This is a genomic window from Listeria grandensis FSL F6-0971 (genome assembly GCF_000525835.1).
In the GTDB taxonomy this organism is placed as follows: domain Bacteria; phylum Bacillota; class Bacilli; order Lactobacillales; family Listeriaceae; genus Listeria_A; species Listeria_A grandensis.
Map to the genome: position 1 here is coordinate 1 of NZ_AODD01000018.1, position 20,370 is coordinate 20,370.

Sequence of the window (20,370 nt, forward strand, 5' to 3'; positions counted from 1 at the left end):
GGCAAAGGCGGGTCTGGCGGCGGCGGACGTCGTTACAGTAACGAACGCAAAGGTTCTGGCGGCGGAAACAAAGGCGGCAGCGCTAAATAATAAGTAAACCAAAAGCTCCGAATTAGTTGTATAGACTGATTCGGAGCTTTTTTATTGTTTCAAACTCATGCATTGTCCGGCTGGCCATCCAGCGAATCATTTCTGGGTCAGCGTGAGAGAAGAATTGGCTTTCTCCCTCGTTTAACATTGTGATTTCCTTCTTATCCTCATCCGTTAATTCAAAATCAAACACATCAAGGTTTTCCTGCATTCGTCCAAGTTGCACGGACTTCGCCAATACGATGACCTCTTGCTCCACCAACCAGCGAGTAATCACTTGTGCGACAGATTTGTTGTATTTCCCTCCGATTTTGACGAGGGTTGGGTTGTGGAAGATATCATTTTTACCTTCCGCGAATGGTGCCCAAGCTTCTGGCATAATGCCTTCTGCTTTTAGCGCGGCGATGTTTGCTGTTTGTTGTTGGAATGGATTGATTTCAATTTGATTGACTTGCGGTGTAACTGTGTTGAATACAGCTAAGTCCACAGCCCTATCCACTGCGAAATTGGATATACCGATCGCTCGGATTTTTCCTTGCTCTTGCAACGCTTCCATAGCACGCCAAGCACCGTAAATATCGCCGTACGGTTGGTGAATCAATAGTAAATCAACATAGTCTAGGTCAAGGCGTTTCAGTGAACGTTCAAATGACGCTAACACACCATCGTAGCTAGCATTTTCGACCCAAATTTTCGTCGTGATAAATAACTCTTTGCGTGCGACACCAGATTTGGCTAGGCCACGGCCGACCGCTTCTTCGTTCATGTAGCTCTGTGCGGTGTCAATATGGCGATAACCAGCTTTGATCGCCTCCTGCACAGCTGTTTCTGCTTGCTCTGGATCCGTGATTTGAAACGTCCCAAATCCTAAAATCGGTATTTCGACGCCATTGTTTAATGTGACAGTTTTCATGTATATATCCTCCTAGATTTTATTGATATTCTCAATTCTAACTATAAACCTTGAAGTTGGCTCCATAGCAAGTCATTCAATCATGTTTTCGTTCCCAGAGTTTTTCGACGTTTTCCGCGTTCATTTTACCCGTCTTAAATTTTGCGATGTGTTCGTCGTATGTTTCGATTTTATAGACTAGTAAATTACGTACTTGGTTCATTTCTGCTAGTTTATCGTCGAGTTCTTTCAGCTGATCTCGCAAAACTTGTTTTTGTGCCTCCTCGAAATTTTGTGTTTCTCGCAGTTGAGCGAGCGTCGCAAACTCGATGAGAGATTCCACGGAAAGGCCAGCTTTGCGTAAATTTTTCACAAGGTAAATCCAGTTTAAATCGCCTGTTGCATAATCCCGGTAGCCACTCGAATTGCGATGAACGGGTGGAATAACACCAACTCTTTCGTAATAACGCAACGTATCAACGGTTAGCTCAAACATGTCCGCCGCTTGTTTGATATTCATCTTTGTTCACCTCCATATTGTGTTGTCACTTCATTATAAACATTGGAGTTAGCACTAAGGCAAGAAAAAACACCATATGCAAAAAAATACCGCGAAATCTAGAGCTTTGGATAGCCAGATTTTCGCGGTATTTCGAGTTATACGGTTTGTTCTTGTAATGTGGTCACTGGAAATCGTTTGTTTTTTCTAATGGAGAGTGTCAGGATGAGTAGGGCGTTGAAGAGAATGATCAAGCCTACTAGAATCCATGCGCTGACAACGAAAAGGTGATTTCCCAGTCCTGATGAAATCGCTTGACGGAAGCCGTAAACGGTGTGTGTCATCGGTAGATATGGATTAATCGCATTGAAGAATCCGTCTGTAAGCGGCATTGGGAAGGTACCACCGCTTGCGCCGAGTTGTAATACGAGAATAACCATGGCGACGAAACGGCCGGGATTTCCGAATGCTGTGGCAAGGAGCATCACGAGGAACATAAAGGTGAGTGATGTCAAAATGGAGATTAGGAAAAAGTCTCCCATATGCGCGACATCAAGACCTAATGCCAGCATGACGAAATCAAGGATTAAGGCTTGCAAGACTGCTGCAACGAAGCCAATCGAGAATTTACTTAACCACCATGAGACGCCAGATGTTGGTGTCATCGATGGACGGCGGATTGGGAAGATAAAGTTGAATACCAATGCGCCGACATAAAGACCAAGGGATAGGACATATGGTGCTAAACCGTGACCGTAGTTTGGTACGTTGCTTAGTTTTTTCTCGGTTAAATCGGTTGGTTGCGCGATCATGTCGTAGGTTTTAGATGTTGGGTCAATTTTGCCAACTTCTGTAGCGCCATCTTTTAGTTTCGTTGCGAGTTCGCCTGTGCCATCACTTAGAGTGGCAAGACCTGTTCCGAGTTTGGTTGATCCTGCTGCGAGTTTGCCAGTGCCATCTATGAGTCCTGGAACTTGTGCTGCCAGCTGATTTGTACCATTTGCGAGTGCGCTAGAACCGTCTAGTAGAGCTGGGCTGTTTTGTGCTAATTTGCTTGCACCAGCAGATGCTTGGCTAATACCGTTATGCACGTCGCCAACGCCATTTGTGTATGTTGTGATACCGTTATTTAAGTCTGTGGAACCATCTGCGAGTTGGGAAACGCCACCAACGAGTGCTGGAATACTATTCGTTAGCTGCGAAGTACCTGCGGCAAGTTGATTGCTACCAGTTGTTAATTGTGTGATACCCGCCGTTAATTGATTGGAACCAGCTAACAGGCGATCTGTACCCGTTTGGATAGCTGAAAAACCATTGACCGCTGTCTTCGTTGCTGGTAAAAGTTTCGCCGCGTTCGTGTGGAGGGTATTGATCGCTGTTTTTAAGTCGCCCATCTGAGCGGCAATGGGTTTTAAATCTTCTTGTAAAGTCGTTGCGGTGCTTGTCAAACTAGCGCCCAGCTGCGTTGCGATTTGTGCTTGTTTGGTCGCTTGTTGTGTTAATTCTGTGTTCAGTGCGTCTGCCATTTCTTTTTGTTCGGCGGATGTTAGGTTTTTAAAGGCGTTCGTATTTGTGATTGCGGTTGTTGTGCCTTTGCCATTTGTTTGAATTGTTGCGCCTAGGTCTTTTAGCGCGGTGGACATGGTTGTCATTTGTTTGGTGATATTTGTAAGCATTGCGTTCGTGTCTGCACTGTTATTTAGTTGGCTGTTGATTTGTGCGATTCCGGATTGCATCGCCGTTAATCCGCTGGAAAGTTGCTTCACTTGGTCGTCGGATGGAAGCCCATTATTTAATGTTTTTAAGCCAGCGTTTAGTTTGTTGCTACCGACTTGTAGTTGTTTTAAGCCATTGTTTAATTGTTGTTGGCCGTTGTTTAGTTCGGGTACTTTCGCGGCGAGTGTAGCTGTTTTGCCGTTTAGTGTGTTTAATCCGTCTGCGAGTTTATTGCTTCCTGCGACAAGTGCGGGTGAGTTTTGAGCAAGTTGTGATGTACCGCTTTCGATTTTTGTTAGCCCAGATTGCAAGCCAGAAGCGCCTGTTGTATATTGTTCCAAACCGACGTTTAGTTTCACGGCACCATTATCAAGCTTTGTGACACCGTCTGCGAGTTTCGGTGTGCTTGATGCTAGTTCGTTAAGCTTTGATGTCAATGTTTTGCTACCATCTTTTAATTGAATCGTGCCGTCGTCGAGTTTCTTAGAACCGTCTGCAGCTGTTTGGAAACCATCACCAACTTTAGAAATCTGTGAAAAAATGGCTTTCGCATAGCTTTCCGTTACTTTTTTGGAGATTTTGGCGTTGACTGCGGAAGCGCCTTGGCCAGTCACGACTTCTCCGATATAATTTTGTGCGGGATTGATTTCATAAGAAAGGTTCATTTTTTTTGGTGTCGTATCAAGAACGGTTGAAGCATTTTTGGAAAAGTCTTTGGGAATCGTGATGACCATGTAGTACTTGCCGTCTTTTAGTCCTTGTTCAGCCGCCTTTGAATCTGTGAAATTCCAACCAAGGTCATTGTTTTTCTTCAGTTCACCGACGAGTTCGTTACCGACATCAAGCGTTTGGCCTTCATAGTCGGCCGCCTGATCTTGATTGACAACAGCGACGGGGAGCTGGCTGGTTTTACCGTACGGATCCCACACGGATTTAAGGAAAACACCGCCGTATAAAATAGGGATAAATAAAATCACGATGGACGCGATCAGCAGTATTTTGTTGTTTAAAAGTCGTTTCCATTCTTGTTTTAACATATTCATAAAACTCACTCTTTCTCATTTTGATTGCTTAGATTTGTGATATTCCAATTAAGTACCGGTATTTCGGACTGCTCCATGGTACGTTTCAGTAAGTCTGCGGCTGTTTGCTTCGATAAGTAGTCTCGGATAAGCTCGTTTGCGCCATTAAAAACGTCATGTAACACTGCTTCCCCTTTAGAAGTGTGTGCGCCATCGCGGAAAACTTTGTTGATTAAGCCTGTATCTGGATAGATCGATATTTCGCCTTCCATCGATTCTACGACTTCTAGCAAGGTGATTTTTTCAGGACTTTTCGCAAGTGAAAAACCACCGTTATTGCCAGGCACAGAGCGAATGATGTTCTGGACGACAAGTTTGCGCATAATCTTCTTTAAATAAGAAGGGGATACTTGCAAATGCTCACTGATCGTATCCGATGCTAGCGGATTGTGGGTGTCTTGTGTGGAGAGTAGCACGATAATGCAGATCGCCTGCTCCACGCCTTTTGTCAGTTGCATCAAATTTCACCTCGATTTCATTGTAGATATTTATTATCCCTGATAAAATTAAAAAAAGAACCTTTATCATCGTGGATAAATAAAGTCTATAATTGAATTTACACCCATTTGCGAAAAAAAGCAAGTATTTTTTATAAGAAACCGTTTACTTTGCAAAAAAGAGGATTTAAATGAAATAGTACTTGATGTAGCAAGGCTTTTGGGGTAACATGAAGAAGAAAACGTAGTTCGAAACCATCCTACGTAAAAAAACTAAGGGAGTAAATTAAGAAATGAAAATAAAAACGTTAACGATAAATGCGATCGTTGCGGCGCTTTATGTTGTCGTGACTATGGTTGTGGCACCTTTCGGATTCACGAATATTCAATTTCGGCTGTCCGAGATGTTCAACCATTTAATCGTATTTGATAAAAAGTACTTTTTTGGAATTGTGATCGGTGTCTTCATTGCTAACTTCTTCTCACCGCTCGGGTGGTATGATTTGGTATTTGGCGTGGGGCAGTCGGTGATTTCGCTTGGGATACTTATTTTTTTGAATCGCTTTGTGACTAATGTGAAAATCAGAATGGTACTCACTACCATTGTTTTCTCAATTACATCATTTTTGGTGGCATGGGAATTAATGCTAGTATTAGATTTTCCGTTTCTGTACACATGGCTAACAGTTGCCATCAGCGAATTCATCGTGTTGGCAGTTGGTGCGCCGATTATGTACTACATCAATAAGCGAGTGGATTTCAAGAAAATGATTAATTAAGCCACAAAAAAGCATGATGACAAGTCGATTTTACGCGACTGTTATCATGCTTTTTTTATGATCCGCCTAGTTTTTCGACAAACCAATCTTTTTGTCCGTCGAGTAGGCTCGTCAACGGATCCGTTACATCTTCTACAGTGGTTGCTTCTATATAATTGGTTTTTAGTTTACTGGCCGCATCTTTTACTTCTGGTTGTGTGAGCAAAATGCTAATTCCAAGTGCGACTAGGAAGCATACGGCGCCGAATGCAATTTTCTTTTTCAAGGTGAGAATCCCTCCAGTAGTTGTTACTAACCATACTACAGGGGAAATGTGAAGTGAAAATGAAAATAGCGGGAGATTTCTCTAAGAATCGATTCTTCTTGAGGAACTGAGCGATGTTTCCGCGATTTTCGGTAAAACTTGATGCTTTGGTTTTGGCTCTGTTTTCACCGTTATGGGATAGGAAGTGCTGACGCCAGCTTCGGTTGTGACGGTTAAAATCAGCTGGTTCGATTCTTTTAGTCGGTTTAGCGTCAACTCTTGATCCATAGTGTAATCGGTCGTTTTCACGTAAATGGCGCTACCACGGATGCTTACTTTGGCATTTTCGTCAGTGGAAAACATCACGGTTGCGGTATTTCCGGAAACTAAAATATATGGGTTTGCTGCTGTATAATTGGCTATTTCGAACATTTCCACGAAGTCATCGGCTGTTTCAGTTGAAGTAGTAGGACTCGTTGTTGCCGCGCTGGCAGGGATATGTAGGCTTGTTGAAAAGAGAAGTGTCATTAATAAAAATCCATAAAATCGTTTTTTCATGTTTACTACCACCTTCCTGACTTCATTATAAAAGCTAAAAATGAACAAACTATGAACGAAAAACGACAAGAGTAAGAAGTTTTATGAAGGACTAAAGTATACACGAAACAACGAAGTAAGGGTATAATTTTGCTTGATCACTGTGTAAAAAAGCAGGGGATAAAGCTTTATTTTTCAGGCTGTTTCAAGTATCATTAAAAGAAAAGGGAGGGCGTTTCATGGAGCTTGAGAATTTAGCGCAGAAATTACCAGAGGAAATCAAAACGGTGTGGAGGCAGGAGAATTTAATTGCTGCGATTTTATTCTTATTGGTATCAATTGGATTAACTATCTTATTTTACGCAATGGATGTTTCTTTGTGGTGGAGTGCGATTGGTTTTGGTGTTACGCTTTTATATTTTATTATCATGCTATTCGTCGTTGTCCCATTCCGTTGGGCTAGGTGGAGTTATCAGATTAGACATGACGAAATTGAGATTCAGCACGGCATCATTTTCAAAAGTCGTGTATTGATTCCGATGATTCGTGTACAACATGTGGAGACGGATCAAGGACCGCTTCTTAGACGAAAGAAACTGGTGAGTGTGTCGATTTCCACTGCGGCAACTGTGCACAAAATTGAGGCCGTTCGTGCAGCGGAATCCGATGCGTTGAGGCACCACATCTTAGAACTTGTAAAGGTGGCGAAGGAAGATGTATGAGGATAGACGCCTGCATCCGATTGCGCTGATTAAAGAATTGATTGTTAGCATTAGACAGAGTATTATCCCAATTGCCGTCGTTATTTTCACACTCTTTCGGAATTTAAGTGGGAAAGGGATGTTGTCTTGGTGGATGTATCCGCTTCTCGTGATTGCTTTAATTGTACTGCTTTTAGCGCCGGCTTTGATTAAGTATTTTACATATCGCTACCGCATGGATGATAAAGGCATTCGCGTGAAATACGGCTTGTTCTTCAAGAAGAATATTTTTATTCCGTATGAGCGGATTCAGACGGTGCAACAGAAGCAATGGTTTTTCTACATGCCATTTCATGTGGTTCAAATTTTGATTGAGACAGCGGGCGGTGGGAAGGCGGAGGCTGATTTAAGCGCTGTGCCTGCAAGCGTTGCGCAAGAATTAAAAAGATCTGCGCGCGGGCAAAATCGCTGAACTCGTGGAAGATCCTGTCGAACCGTTGGATACGGAGCAGATTCCCATAGAGGTTGAGAAAAACGAAAAGCCCTTATTAACATTTCAGTTAGAGGTGAAGGAATTATTGCTGATGGCTGTGACGTCGGGTGGCGTATTCGGGATTTTCTTAATTATATTGGCGTTTGGACAGCAATTTCGTGATGTGATTCCAACAGACTTCGTGGAGGAGCAATTCAATACGATTGTGCATTACGGAGTTTTGATTATCGTGATCGTGATTTTGATTGTGCTACTGATTTTGTGGGGAATTGCGATTGTAACGACGCTATTCCAGTATTTCCAATTCAAGTTGATGAAGTTTGATGATCACATTGAAATCGAGAAGGGACTGCTACAACGTGAGCATACATCGATATCTTTCGAACGTATCCAATCGGTTAAACTGATTGAATCCCCACTGCGTCAGATGCTGAAATTGGCTTCCGTTCGGGTTGTGACGGCGGGAAATTCTGGGGATAAAGAACATTCTGGAGATATTTTGATCTTACCAATCGTGAAGAAAGCGAAGGCATTGGAAATTTTACCGCAGTTTTTAGCAGATTACGATTTCTCAGTGGAGCAGCTAGAACGAGCACCGAAAACGAGTTTGAGACGATTTTTCTTTATTCATTTGATTTGGACGTTGCCGATCATACTTATTGTGAGCATTCTTTTCTTCCCATGGGGGCTTTTTAGTTTAGTGCTCGTGCCGATTTTTGCGGGGATTGCTTATGGGGCTTATCGTGCGACCGGTTTTTATACGACGGAAACGGAACTTGTGATGCAGGGGCGTGCGTTTATTTCGAAGCAGACCAATTTTATGTTGAAGCGCCGTATTCAATCTGTGGCGCATTCCCAGAGTATCTGGATGGAGAAGGGGAATGTTGTGCATTTCTCGGTACTGCTAAAATCAGGACAAACTCATTTGAACGCGAATGTCCGCTATATTGCTAGGCAAGATGCGACCAAATTATATCGTTGGTATCAACCATCCAATAAGTAACATTAAAACAGAGAGAAGGATTCTAATGAAAAAGATCGTAATTATCGGTGGCGGATTGACTGGATTGACTGCTGCCTATCACGTTAATAAGCAGGTAAAAGAAGAGGCCGTGGATTGGCAGCTTTTTGAAGCGGATGATCATTTCGGTGGTAAATTCAATACGGTTCATCGTGACGGTTTTATTATTGAGAAAGGTCCGGATTCTTTTTTGGCGCGTAAACCGGCGGGGATGGCGCTTGTTGAGGAGTTAGGACTCAGTGATCAGCTCATTACGAATGCGACGGGAAAATCTTATATTTATCACGAAGGAGCGCTTCATCCAATTCCAGAAGGTTCTGTGATGGGCATTCCGACAGATATTCGAGCGCTCCTAGAAAGTGACTTACTAACCTCAGATGGGAAAATTCGAGCGCTAGAAGAGCTGATGCTAGAAGCTAGCGTGACGGAGGAAGATCAGTCGATTGGCGACTTCTTTGAATTCAGGTTCGGAAAAGAGATGGTTGTGCGCTTGATTGAGCCATTACTTGCAGGAATCTATGCGGGAAATATTTATGAGATGAGTTTGCGCGCGACTTTTCCGCAGTTTGAGAAGACGGCGAAAGAGCATCGGAGCTTAATGTACGGCCTGAAGCGTCACCGACCAGAAACGATAAGTACGACAGGAACAGCGAAGACAATGGGAGCTTTTCGTACGCTTGCGGGAGGTTTGTCAACATTAACAGATGCGCTGGTTGCCACCTTGCCAAAAGAGCGACTGCACGCGAGTACAAAAGTGAAGGCGATCGAGAATACAACGGTTGTCCTAGATAATGGAGAAAGAATTGTGGCAGACGCGATTGTGATTGCCGCAACGCATGATGTTGTATTGTCGTTATTAGATGCCCCTGCGATCAAGCCACTGTTGGCGCAACCGATGACGAGCCTAGCTACAATCTCACTTGCGTTTGATAAGGAAGCTGTGCCGGAAATCCCAGAAGGCACGGGATTTTTAGTGGCGAGAACAGGGGAATACAATATAACGGCTTGTACGTGGGTACACGAGAAATGGCCACATATGGTACCTGCAGGTAAAATTTTGCTTCGTGGATTCCTTGGAAAAGCCGGACAAGTTGGGCTACTTGAGCAATCGGACGAAGAAATGGCGAAGAAGGTTCAGGCGGATTTGAAGGAAATGATCGGATTGCAAGGTGATCCGCTATTTTATGAAGTAAGCCGGATGAAAGAGGCGATGCCACAATATACGGTTGGGCATCAAGAACGTTTGGAGCTAGTTGAGAAGGATCTGGAGCAAAGCCATCCGACTATTTTTCTTGCGGGAATGTCTTATCGTGGTGTGGGGATTCCTGATTGTATTCAAGCTGGGAAGGACGCAGCGCTTGGGGCGTGTAAACTTTTGGAGCAGGTGAGGTAATGATAAAAGGTGTTGGGTTAGATATGATTGATCTGGACCGGGTGCAGAAGGTGTTGGAGCAGAATCCGCGTTTCGTCGAGCGTATTTTGACGGAAGAGGAGCAGGCGTTACTTGCCAAATACAGCGGTTCGCGCAAAGTCGAATTTTTGGCGGGGCGGTTTTCTGCAAAAGAAGCGTATGCTAAAGCGAATGGTACGGGATTCGGCAAGGAACTCAGCTTTACGGATGTAGAGATTTTGACATTGCCGAATGGGCGGCCTATTTTAACGAAACCGAAACGATTGGATGAGCGGGTTTTTGTGAGTATTACGCATACTGGGCGGAGTGCGGCGGCTCAGGTCATTATTGAAGAAGTGGATCGGGGGCGGAAGGAATGGCAGTAACAGGGTGGCATCGCCCGACATGGGTGGAGATTGACAGATCGGCAATTACGTCAAATATTAAGCAAGAACAGAGCCATTTACCAGATCATGTTGCTTTACTTGCTGTAGTGAAGGCTGATGCTTATGGACACGGGATGTTGGAAGTTGCTAAAATTGCGAAAGAGGCTGGTGCCCAAGGTTTTTGTGTGGCGATTCTTGATGAGGCGCTGGCACTTCGAGAGGCAGGGTTCGAGGATTTTATTTTAGTGATGGGCGCCGTCCCGGTGGAATTTGCAGCGCTAGCCGCACAGAATAACATTGCGCTTACGCTGTTTGATGTAGAATGGCTCACGGAGCTTTCCACAATGAAAACCGCAGAACTTCCGTTACACGTGCATTTGAAAGTGGATACGGGTATGGGAAGGCTCGGCTTGCGTTCGATGGAAGCTGTGAAGGAAATAGAAGCGGCCATTGCAAAACGTGATGATGTCGTGATGGAAGGTATTTTTACACATTTTGCGACGGCGGATCAACAAGAAACGTCTTATTTCGAGCAACAATTAGCTTGTTTTCGTGAGGTGGTGGACTCACTCCAGGAACGCCCAGCGATGGTACATTGTGCAAATAGTGCCACCGCATTGCTACATGAGCAGGGAGATTTTGATGCGGTCCGATTTGGCATTTCGATGTATGGATTGACGCCTTCACCAGAAATTTTGCCGATTTTGCCGTTTAAATTGCAGCCAGCGCTTGCTTTTTACACGGAAATGGTGCAGGTGAAGGAGTTGCAGCCTGGTGATCATGTCAGTTATGGCGCGACTTACGAAGCGACGGCGCAGGAATGGGTGGCGACATTGCCGGTTGGTTATGCGGATGGCTTTATTCGAGCGTATTCGGGATTCCATGTATCGGTGGATGGTATTTTAATGCCGGTCATCGGTCGGGTTTGCATGGATCAGTGCATCATTCAGTTACCACAAAAATATCCGGTCGGTACAAAAGTGACACTGATTGGCGGACCAAACTCGGCAGATGAGGCGGCGCAACATGTAGGAACGATAAATTATGAAATTACGTGCCTTCTTTCTGAAAGGGTTCCAAAAAAATACATCCATTGAGGTTTTTTACGTGCATAGTTTCTAATTAGGAATTATAATGAGAAAGTACACAACATATTTCCTAACTATTAGGTATTCAGTCTAGCTCAATAAGTAGGAAATCGGGTCTAATAGCGTATTTTTGTAGGAAATCACTCCGAAAAGCCTTTCAATCCCGCGTCTATAGTGTTACGATATACATGTTATGGAGTAATACACAGCTGGGGGTGTGACGCGTGATAGAAAAACCAGAAACGACCGAAATCTGGATAGAAATGACGCAGCAGGTACTGGAAGATTTAGATAAGGCTCGGGCAAAAGAAAAAATGGGGCGGAGTGAAATGATTATGGAGGCAACTCAACAGTTTTTACGTCAAAGAAAAGCGCGCGATTTGCGTGACGAAATGGAACGTGGTTACACGGAAATGGCTTCTATTAATTTCTCGATTGCGTGTGAATGTACGCATGTAGAATCGGAAGCTGAGGATAAAAATTTACAAGTTTTAGGAGGATGAATGAGCCAATGGTGAAGCGTGGGGATGTTTACTACGCGGACTTGTCTCCTGTTGTTGGAAGTGAACAAGGGGGAATACGGCCTGTTCTCATCATTCAAAACGATATTGGCAATCGATTTAGTCCTACTGTCATCGTGGCGGCAATTACGGCGAAGATTTCTAAAGCTAAATTGCCGACTCACGTTGAGGCAGCTAGAAAACATGGTTTTGACCGCGACTCCGTTATTTTGTTGGAGCAGGTTAGAACGATTGATAAACAACGTCTGACGGACAAGATTACACATTTGGATGACAATTTGATGCATAAAGTGAATCAGGCGCTGGAAATTAGTATGGGCTTAGTAGATTTCTAAAATTGCGAATATTTATTAGTAGAGCTGACGTATCATTTACATAATTGATTATAAGAGGAGCTTTACTTTTCTGATGATGAGTAGCAAGGCTGTGAAAGTTTCGCGGGAAGTGTTAAGACGAACAAAAAGGATTACATATTAATATGATACTTGAGTTTAGAATAGTAATGTCTGGCTTGAAAGTACCCGACATAAGAGAAGCTTCTTAGGCTGTGGCAAACCCCATTTGCTCCCCCCCTTGCTTTTCTTGTGTCTCTTTTTTTTAGAAAGAATGGCTGTGTTTCAATCGACAAGAAAGGTTGGAAAGATAAACATGTATAGAGATTTTGCGAATTTTATCCATATGAACAAAGATATTTTGCTGGGCAAATGGATGGAACAGATGAAAGAGCAGGCAGATCCAGCTATTCTCCAAGTGACGAGCGATATTTTATACGAGGATACAAGTCGCGAATTTGTCGATTTAATTGTCGCGAATGTGTTAGGAACGCCAGACGGTTCATTTAGTGAGAAGCTTGATGATTTTGCGCAAAAAGTGGTACATCTTGGTTGGTCCGTTCATTTTGTGACGAGGGGCTTGCGAACATTTGGGTTGCTCGTGTACAGCGAGATGAAGCGTCAAAACTTATTTATTGCATCGAAGGAAAAAGCGGATGAGGATATTTACTATCATTTTGAAAATTGGTTGTCATCGATGTATGGTGTAGTCGTGAATGCGTATGCTGATTCCTGGGAGAGGACAGTATCGGTTCAAAAAACAGCGCTACAAGAACTATCGGCTCCGTTATTGCCCATTTTTGATGGTATTTCGGTGATGCCGCTAATTGGAACGATTGACACGGAGCGGGCTAAACTGATTATGGAAAATTTGCTGATCGGTGTAGTGAGGAACCGCTCGGACGTTGTGTTAATTGATATTACTGGTGTTCCAATTGTCGACACGATGGTAGCGCATCACATTATTCAAGCATCGGATGCAGTCAGGTTAGTCGGTTGTCAGGCGATGCTCGTTGGAATAAGGCCGGAAATTGCACAGACCATTGTCAACTTAGGAATTGAATTAGATCAAGTCATCACCACAAGCACGATGAAAAAAGGCATGGAGAAAGCACTCGAGATGACGAATAGAGAGATCGTAGAAAAAGAGGAGTGAAAGCATGGGAATTCCGATTCTGAAATTGGGAGAATGTTTATTAATTTCGATCCAGAGTGAACTCGATGACCATACGGCAGTAGAATTTCAGGAAGATCTACTTGCTAAAATTCATGCAACATCGGCAAGAGGTGTCGTGATCGATATTACATCGATTGATTTTATCGACTCCTTCATCGCTAAAATATTGGGTGATGTTGTCAGCATGTCCAGATTGATGGGAGCAAAGGTTGTTGTGACGGGAATCCAACCGGCAGTTGCTATTACATTAATTGAACTTGGTATTACATTTGAGGGTGTCCTTTCCGCGATGGATCTAGAAAGCGGTTTGGACAAATTAAAACAGGAATTGGGGGAATAGAGATGGAATTCCAATCCTGTGTCAAGATTATCAATGAGTGGGACATAGTCGCCGCTCGCCAGTTAGGAAGAAAAGTATCGAAGGAAATCGGCTTTGGAACCGTGGACCAAGCAAGAATCACGACAGCAATAAGTGAGCTTGCACGAAATATTTTTCTCTATGCGGGAACTGGAGAGATATGTATTGAGAAGTTAGTAGAAGCAGGAAGAGATGGACTGAAAATTATCGCAAAAGATAAAGGTCCAGGAATACAAGATGCCAGGCAGGTTATGCAAGATGGATACACGACATCAGGAGGACTTGGAGCAGGTTTACCTGGCGTCAAAAGGTTGATGGATAGCTTTGAGTTAGTATCCAGCGTAGAAGAAGGTGCGCAAGGAACCATTATTACCACACAAAAATGGGTCCGCTAGGGGAGGGACGCGAAGAGTGGAGTCGAGAGAGATCAGGGAGTTTAAGGAACGTTACCGAAATATCATCTTGAAATACTTGGAACAACAGGATGAGGAGATACTTTATTCCTGTGAAAGACTGACGCGTGAAGCGATGGAGAAACAGGTTTCGCCGGAAGAAGTGGTGAATTTACATCGGGCTATTTTAGAAGAATATGATGCGGATTTACCGGAATACGTTTCTTCGTCGTTTGATGTGTTGCTAGAAATGATGGTTGGCTACGGGCTCGCGCACATGGAGCATATTAGTTTGCGAACTGAACAGCAGGCGCTAAGGCGTGAGATTGCCCAAGCGGAAGATATGCAAAAAACGATGATGAAATCAGATATTCCGAATGTTGTAGGGATTGAGGTTGGTGCGGTAAGCGTGCCGATGCGTCAAATGAGCGGTGATTTTTACAGTTTTACAAATGAAGGGGACAATAAAATCAGCGTGACGTTGGCGGATGTGATCGGTAAAGGCATCCCGGCGGCATTTAGTATGTCGATGCTGAAATATGCGTCAGATAACTACGGCCGGGGCGCATTGGCGCCGAGTGAGATGTTGCGCAATTTGAATGAGGTTGCTGAGGCGAACATCGATGATAACATGTTTATCACTATGTTTTACGGCTTGTATGATACGTCCAATCACCTGTTTGAATATGCGTCGGCGGGTCATGAGGTAGGTCTTTATTTTAGCGCGAAGACGCAGCAGTTTTCCGATTTGTATGCACGTGGTTTACCGCTTGGCATCGATCGCAACGCCACATATCGGGCTTTTGAGAAGGAAGTAGAGCCGGATGATATGATTTTTATTATGTCCGATGGTGTGACAGAAACGAGGACAGCGGATGGTTTTATGGAGCGTGAGCATTTAATCGCCGTTTTCCAAGAGCGAATCCACCTTCCGCCACAAAAGTTGGTGAAGGATGTGTATGATCATTTGTGTAAAGTGCAGGATTATGAATTGCGCGACGATTTCACGTTAATTTGTTTAAAACGAGTTTAAGGAAATGATACTCAGGGAATACACTCTGGGTATACAAAAATGGGCGAGGTGAAATGATGAATATCAAAGTAGAGACCAGAGAAACTGATAGTAATCATGCGAAAGTAGTTGTGGGTGGCGAAATAGATGCCTATACGGCGCCGAAATTAAAAGAGAGCTTGAGCCAGTTTATGGATCAAGAAAATGTTAAGTTACAGATCGATTTGACGGATGTGAGTTATATGGATAGCACTGGCTTGGGCGTTTTTGTAGGTCTTTTTAAGAACTTGCGCGTTCGGAACAGCGAATTAGAATTAGTTGGTTTATCAGACCGTATTTTCCGTCTATTCGAAATTACCGGTTTGACAGATATTATTGAAATCAAAAATGTAGAGGGTGAAATGAATGGCAACAATGTATGACAAAATTGAGCTTAAAATTCCGGCGAAACCTGAATTTGTAAGCTTAGGGCGTTTAACGGTTTCAGGCATTGCGAGCCGAAGTGGTTTTTCTTTTGAAGCAATTGAGGATTTAAAAATTGCGATCAGTGAAGCGATTACGAACTCGGTGAAACACGCATTTAGTGAAGATGATAGTGGTGAAATTCAGATCACTTTCTGCGTTTATGAAGATAAGTTAGAAGTACGTGTAGCAGACGAAGGCAAGAGTTTTGATGCGGAGAAGCGCAAGGCAGAAATCGGACCTTACGAAGAAGATACGGATGCAGACATGTTACGCGTTGGAGGGTTAGGTTTATTTTTAATAGAGGCATTGATGGATGATGTAGAACTGCAGTATGACGACGGAGTTTCGGTAGTCATGACTAAATATATAGAGGAAAAGCAGGTGGAGGGGAATGCCAAAATTATCTCGACCTGAGGAACTAGCGGCAAGAGAAGAAGCCCGTGAAAAAGCCAAAGAAAAAGTCTATAAATGGATTAGTGATTACCAAGAAACCGGCGATGAGGAAGCGCAATATGAGCTTGTTGTTCACTATAAAAATCTGGTGGAATCCATTGCCCGCAAGTATTCTCAAGGAAAATCATTTCATGAAGATTTAGTGCAAGTCGGAAATATTGGCTTATTAGGAGCGATTCGCAGATATGATGCGACGTTCGGCAAGAGTTTTGAAGCATTTGCGGTACCGACAATTGTCGGCGAAATCAAGCGTTTTTTGCGTGATAAAACGTGGAGTGTTCACGTGCCACGCCGGATTAAAGAGCTCGGACCGAAGATTAAGAATGCTGTAGAGGAATTGACGCGAGAACTGCAACGCTCTCCGCAGATCAGTGATATCGCTGAATTTATCGGTGCCACTGAAGAAGAAATTTTAGAAGCGATGGAGATGGGAAAAAGTTACCAAGCTTTATCGGTGGATCACTCGATCGAGGCCGATTCGGATGGAAGTACCATTACGTTGCTGGATGTGGTTGGCGGTGATGATGGCGGTTTTGAACGCGTGAATCAACGGATGCTACTAGAAAAAGTCTTGCCGGTGCTTGACGAGCGGGAGCAGAAAATTTTGCAATATACCTTCATTGAAAACCGTAGCCAAAAGGAGACGGGCGATTTGTTGGATATTTCGCAGATGCATGTTTCGCGAATTCAGCGACAAGCGATTAAAAAATTGCGCGCGGCACTCCAAGATGAGGATATGGAATAGATGGATGTAATGGGGCAATCGGATGTCAGTATTGAATTATATCTTTTCCAGCGTGCAAAGCATTTGCAGTACCATTGTGGCGATCAAGTTTTTTTGAAGGAAGATGAGACTGGTTTTTTATGTGCCATCGTGGATGGTTTAGGCAGTGGCAAAGAGGCAGAAAAAGCGGCCAAGGCAGTTGTCGAGGCTATTGCGGCTAACAGTGCGCTTCCAAATATAGGCGATATCGTAGCACGCGCGAACGAGGCTTTGATCGGTTTGCGCGGGGCTGCGATTGCCATATGGCGGGGCGATTGGAATGAGCAAAGCATCACCTATTGCGGGATTGGAAATATCCGATTTTATTTACTCGGTACGGACGATGCGCTTGTTTTTCCGATCTCTTCTACAGGATTTCTTTCTGGAAGAAGACAAAAAATTCGGACACAAAAATTTCAGTACAAGCCAGGTTCCAAGTTTTTGATGCATTCAGACGGATTAACACTCGCTGGCGTGAAACGCTATTTATTCACGACCAATTCTGTAGAATCGACAGGTCATTGTATTGAAGGCAACGTTATGGATATTCCTGAGGACGATGTAACCTTCCTTGTGGGAGAATTTAAATGAAAAGCAAGAGTAGTCGCTAAAAAAGCCGCTCTTGCTTTTTTTATGGGCACAAAACGTCATTTTTTATACTTTATCTTACAGAAAGTCCATCGGTAACGCTTGTCTTACAAAAAATCAGATCATTTCTTTAAACTTTACTTAAACTTTCTTAGCCTAGCATTTAATATCCTCCTCTATACTTAAGCTATATCAAAGGAGGAGTCTAAAAATGAAAATTACTAAACTATGTGTTATCGTGCTGTTTACATTGACAGCGGGCACGTCCCTTTCGGCATGTACAGATAACGAAACGGTAACCCCGATGAAAGAGAACGCTACACTACCAGCCCCAGAAAAAACGGTGAAAGAAAAGCCAGCTCCTGTCCCTTCACCTGATCTCGGTATTTCAGCGGAATCAGCAGCCCTGTACGACATTACCAAAAAAACACCATTATACGAAAAAAGCTCACAAATCGTAACACCAATCGCAAGTGTCACCAAGCTGATGACGACGTATTTAGTTTTACAGGCCATACATAATAAAACGTTGTCTTGGGATGAAAAACTATCATTAGAGCCACTGGACGATAAAGCTGCAATATCGCTTTACATGACTACGAGCAAAAAGGAATGGACCGTCAAAGATCTCTACGCAGCGATGATTGTTATGTCTGCCAATGACGCCGCAGAAGCTCTTGGAAAGCGCCTAGACGGCAGTGATTTTCCCGCAAAAATGAACAAGACAGCAAAAAAATTAGGGCTCTCCGATCAGAGTAATTTTGTCAGTGCCAGTGGTTTAGACAAGGATGGAAAGGAAAATGTATCGACGAGTAAAGACTTATTTCTGCTTGCATCTGGGCTTATCAATAAATTTCCCGAAGTGCTCGATATGACCTCAAAAGCCAAGCATGTGACGAGTAATGACTACACACTGAAATCCACGGATGCGCTTTTAGCAAATCAAGAAATCGACGGTTTAGATGGTTTGAAAACTGGATTCACAGATGGTGCAGGTTACTGTTTTGTTGGGACTGCGAAGCAAAATGGGAAGCGTCTCATCTCGATTGTACTAAAAGCGCACACAACGGATATTCGTTTCCAAGATACGAAAAAATTGATGCAATACGGGTTCGCGAAATAAACAGAATGAAGGAGGAGAAACGATGAAAAGACAAATTGCTGTTTTCTTCGGTGGGGAATCACCAGAGTATGAGGTATCCATGCAATCAGCGACGGCTGTTATTCAAGCGATCGATGTAAACAAAAATGACATTATTTTAATCGGCATCACGAAACAAGGCAAATGGTGCCTGTATGAAGGTTCGATTGAAGGCATTATCAAAAATAACTGGGAGCAACACCCCTCATGCACCGTTGTTTCTCCCATTATGGATAAATCTGAGAGTGGTGTTTATATTCATCGAGCGCTTTCTGTAGAAACATGCAAAATCGATGTCGCAATTCCTGTATTGCACGGCAAAAATGGAGAAGATGGTACGATTCAAGGTGTTTTCGAGTTAGCAGGCATCAACTATGTTGGGTGCGGTGTTTTTACTTCTGCCTTATGCACGGATAAAGTACAGGTTCAAAAACTTGTTCACAACTTAGATATCCCAATTACGCCATCCATTCACTTTGAAAGGGATCAAATTCCGCATCAACTTATCCGAGAATTTATAGCTACTAACGGTTTTCCACTGTTTATTAAGCCAGTTCGAGCAGGTTCATCGATCGGTATCTCTATGGTGTCGAGTAAAGAGGCTCTTATACCAGCGATTAAATATGCCGCGCAATTTGATACCGAAATCACGATGGAAAAAGCTATCCAAGGTGTGGAAGTGGGGTGCGGGATTATTGGAAATGAGGCTCCGATTATCGGTGGTGTAGATGAAATAGAGCTTGACAGCGGTTTTTTCAGCTTCATTGAAAAATACGAACTGATTTCCTCTCAAATCCATATGCCAGCGCGTATTTCTAAAAAAGCGAAGTTACAGATTCAACAAGCAGCGAGGAAAATTTACAAAGCTGTTCATTGTGAAGGCTTATCACGTATTGATTTTTTCTTGCAGGAGGATGGGCAACTCGTATTTAATGAGGTGAACACGATGCCAGGATTCACAGAACATTCCCGTTTTCCAGCGCTGATGCGGGAGGCTGGCTATTCGTATGAGAAGTTGATTCAAATGCTGATCGAACTTGCGGAAGAAAAACGAGGAGCGGCGGACTATGAGACAACTAAAAAATAACTTATTGTTGATCAATAGTAGTCATCCCATCAGCAAAAAATACGTGCCGAGTTCGCTTGTAGCCATTAATAAGGAAGTGTATTTAGCAAAGTCTGCTACAGAGAATATCAGAAAACTTTTGCGAACTATCCAAGTAAAGGATGAAATTATCCCAGTGAGCGGTTACCGAAGTTACGAGGAGCAGGAGCAGATCTATCAAGAAAGCCTTCTGACCAATGGCGAAGAATATACGCAAAAATACGTGGCGAAGCCTGGTTGTAGTGAGCATCAGGCAGGCCTCGCGATAGACGTTGCCTTAAAGAAGGAGAATATCGACTTTATTTGCCCGGATTTTGCGGGCAGTCCTATTTGCGAATCTTTTCGAGAAAACATGGCCGCGTATGGTTTTATATTGCGCTACCCAACGGATAAAACACAGCTAACAGGTATCGCGTATGAACCTTGGCATTTTCGATATGTTGGCTTCCCTCATAGTGAAATAATGAAAGAAAGAGAATATGTTTTAGAAGAATACATTGACTATCTGAAAAATTTCACTTCATTTCATGAGCCATTTCATTGGCAAGATGGGAATCGTTGTTACTATATCGTCACTGTCAAGATGGATGAGTGGTTTTTAGGCATTGTGGAGATGCCGTGTAAGGTTGTTATTTGTGAAATGAGTTTTAGTAATTGCGAGGAATTAATCATCACCTATCGAACAGATTAACAAAAATGGAGGTGTGT

23 protein-coding genes, 2 pseudogenes and 1 riboswitch are annotated in these 20,370 nt (G+C 43.3%); of the genes and pseudogenes, 19 read left to right on the forward strand and 6 right to left on the reverse strand.

Features of this window, described 5'->3' with window-relative positions; translation table 11 throughout:
* Positions 1-112: 112 nt before the first annotated feature.
* The 4 genes from PGRAN_RS10910 to PGRAN_RS10925 form a co-directional block, all read right to left on the reverse strand.
* Entirely contained in the window at positions 113-1,003 is an 891-nt protein-coding gene (locus PGRAN_RS10910) for an aldo/keto reductase (RefSeq protein WP_051998594.1), read from the reverse strand.
* Positions 1,004-1,079: 76 nt separating this feature from the next.
* Complete coding sequence (locus PGRAN_RS10915; RefSeq protein WP_036067115.1) at positions 1,080-1,502, reverse strand: MerR family transcriptional regulator; 423 nt, start codon at positions 1,500-1,502, stop codon at positions 1,080-1,082.
* Positions 1,503-1,639: 137 nt separating this feature from the next.
* Positions 1,640-4,240 (reverse strand): YhgE/Pip domain-containing protein, encoded by a 2,601-nt coding sequence (locus PGRAN_RS10920; protein ID WP_036067116.1) that lies wholly within the window; start codon positions 4,238-4,240, stop codon positions 1,640-1,642.
* Positions 4,241-4,245: 5 nt separating this feature from the next.
* A complete protein-coding gene (locus PGRAN_RS10925) occupies positions 4,246-4,737 on the reverse strand; it encodes an RrF2 family transcriptional regulator (RefSeq protein WP_036067118.1) in 492 nt (163 codons plus the stop codon).
* A gap of 217 nt (positions 4,738-4,954) precedes the next feature.
* Positions 4,955-4,999, forward strand: a riboswitch (PreQ1 riboswitch).
* Positions 5,000-5,009: 10 nt separating this feature from the next.
* Between PGRAN_RS10925 and PGRAN_RS10930 the strand changes: the two genes are divergently transcribed.
* The gene (locus PGRAN_RS10930; RefSeq protein ID WP_036067119.1) at positions 5,010-5,495 is read left to right on the forward strand and encodes a QueT transporter family protein; all 486 of its coding nucleotides are present in this window, start codon (positions 5,010-5,012) and stop codon (positions 5,493-5,495) included.
* 55 nt (positions 5,496-5,550) lie between these two features.
* Here the strand turns inward: PGRAN_RS10930 and PGRAN_RS10935 are convergent, their stop codons facing one another.
* On the reverse strand, positions 5,551-5,760 hold the full coding sequence (locus PGRAN_RS10935; protein ID WP_036067120.1) for a hypothetical protein: 210 nt from the start codon (positions 5,758-5,760) through the stop codon (positions 5,551-5,553).
* A gap of 81 nt (positions 5,761-5,841) precedes the next feature.
* Positions 5,842-6,297, reverse strand: a complete 456-nt coding sequence (locus tag PGRAN_RS10940) for a hypothetical protein (protein ID WP_036067122.1) — start codon at positions 6,295-6,297, stop codon at positions 5,842-5,844.
* A gap of 218 nt (positions 6,298-6,515) precedes the next feature.
* Here PGRAN_RS10940 and PGRAN_RS10945 point away from each other — a divergent pair, with 218 nt between their 5' ends.
* From PGRAN_RS10945 to PGRAN_RS11030, 18 genes and pseudogenes are all read left to right on the forward strand, one after another.
* The gene (locus tag PGRAN_RS10945; protein ID WP_036067123.1) at positions 6,516-6,998 is read left to right on the forward strand and encodes a PH domain-containing protein; all 483 of its coding nucleotides are present in this window, start codon (positions 6,516-6,518) and stop codon (positions 6,996-6,998) included.
* Positions 6,991-8,473 (forward strand): annotated as a pseudogene (locus tag PGRAN_RS10950) (PH domain-containing protein). The gene PGRAN_RS10945 and the pseudogene PGRAN_RS10950 overlap by 8 nt, the downstream one beginning before the upstream one ends.
* Before the next feature lie 25 nt (positions 8,474-8,498).
* Positions 8,499-9,884 carry a protoporphyrinogen oxidase gene (gene hemG / locus PGRAN_RS10955; RefSeq protein ID WP_036067125.1) on the forward strand — a complete coding sequence of 462 codons (1,386 nt, stop codon included), beginning with the start codon at positions 8,499-8,501 and terminating at the stop codon, positions 9,882-9,884.
* A complete protein-coding gene (acpS, locus tag PGRAN_RS10960) occupies positions 9,884-10,267 on the forward strand; it encodes a holo-ACP synthase (RefSeq protein WP_036067126.1) in 384 nt (127 codons plus the stop codon). The genes hemG and acpS overlap by 1 nt, the downstream gene beginning before the upstream one ends.
* Positions 10,258-11,364, forward strand: coding sequence for an alanine racemase (alr, locus tag PGRAN_RS10965; protein ID WP_036067127.1), 1,107 nt, complete (start codon positions 10,258-10,260; stop codon positions 11,362-11,364). The genes acpS and alr overlap by 10 nt, the downstream gene beginning before the upstream one ends.
* Positions 11,365-11,579: 215 nt before the next feature.
* Positions 11,580-11,858, forward strand: a complete 279-nt coding sequence (locus PGRAN_RS10970) for a hypothetical protein (RefSeq protein WP_051998595.1) — start codon at positions 11,580-11,582, stop codon at positions 11,856-11,858.
* 8 nt (positions 11,859-11,866) lie between these two features.
* Positions 11,867-12,211 carry a type II toxin-antitoxin system PemK/MazF family toxin gene (locus tag PGRAN_RS10975; RefSeq protein WP_036067156.1) on the forward strand — a complete coding sequence of 115 codons (345 nt, stop codon included), beginning with the start codon at positions 11,867-11,869 and terminating at the stop codon, positions 12,209-12,211.
* Positions 12,212-12,524: 313 nt separating this feature from the next.
* Positions 12,525-13,364, forward strand: a complete 840-nt coding sequence (locus PGRAN_RS10980) for an RsbT co-antagonist protein RsbRA (RefSeq protein WP_036067129.1) — start codon at positions 12,525-12,527, stop codon at positions 13,362-13,364.
* Positions 13,365-13,368: 4 nt separating this feature from the next.
* Positions 13,369-13,725 (forward strand): STAS domain-containing protein, encoded by a 357-nt coding sequence (locus PGRAN_RS10985; protein ID WP_036067130.1) that lies wholly within the window; start codon positions 13,369-13,371, stop codon positions 13,723-13,725.
* 2 nt (positions 13,726-13,727) lie between these two features.
* Complete coding sequence (locus tag PGRAN_RS10990) at positions 13,728-14,138, forward strand: anti-sigma regulatory factor (protein WP_036067131.1); 411 nt, start codon at positions 13,728-13,730, stop codon at positions 14,136-14,138.
* Positions 14,139-14,154: 16 nt separating this feature from the next.
* The gene (locus PGRAN_RS10995) at positions 14,155-15,168 is read left to right on the forward strand and encodes a PP2C family protein-serine/threonine phosphatase (protein ID WP_077914667.1); all 1,014 of its coding nucleotides are present in this window, start codon (positions 14,155-14,157) and stop codon (positions 15,166-15,168) included.
* 56 nt (positions 15,169-15,224) lie between these two features.
* Entirely contained in the window at positions 15,225-15,569 is a 345-nt protein-coding gene (locus tag PGRAN_RS11000) for an STAS domain-containing protein (RefSeq protein ID WP_036067133.1), read from the forward strand.
* Entirely contained in the window at positions 15,553-16,026 is a 474-nt protein-coding gene (gene rsbW, locus PGRAN_RS11005) for an anti-sigma B factor RsbW (RefSeq protein ID WP_036067135.1), read from the forward strand. The genes PGRAN_RS11000 and rsbW overlap by 17 nt, the downstream gene beginning before the upstream one ends.
* Positions 16,004-16,810: an RNA polymerase sigma factor SigB gene (sigB, locus tag PGRAN_RS11010; RefSeq protein ID WP_036067136.1), complete on the forward strand. Its 807-nt coding sequence runs from the start codon at positions 16,004-16,006 to the stop codon at positions 16,808-16,810. Before rsbW ends, sigB begins: the two co-directional genes overlap by 23 nt.
* A gap of 9 nt (positions 16,811-16,819) precedes the next feature.
* Positions 16,820-17,419, forward strand: coding sequence for a PP2C family serine/threonine-protein phosphatase (locus tag PGRAN_RS11015; RefSeq protein WP_036067158.1), 600 nt, complete (start codon positions 16,820-16,822; stop codon positions 17,417-17,419).
* Positions 17,420-17,627: 208 nt separating this feature from the next.
* Entirely contained in the window at positions 17,628-18,539 is a 912-nt protein-coding gene (locus PGRAN_RS11020; protein WP_065427918.1) for a D-alanyl-D-alanine carboxypeptidase family protein, read from the forward strand.
* A 22-nt stretch (positions 18,540-18,561) separates the two neighbouring features.
* A complete protein-coding gene (locus tag PGRAN_RS11025; RefSeq protein WP_051998596.1) occupies positions 18,562-19,644 on the forward strand; it encodes a D-alanine--D-alanine ligase family protein in 1,083 nt (360 codons plus the stop codon).
* A pseudogene (locus tag PGRAN_RS11030) lies at positions 19,625-20,170 on the forward strand (D-alanyl-D-alanine carboxypeptidase family protein); the annotation flags it as partial. The gene PGRAN_RS11025 and the pseudogene PGRAN_RS11030, both read left to right, overlap by 20 nt.
* Between the last annotated feature and the right edge of the window lie 200 nt (positions 20,171-20,370).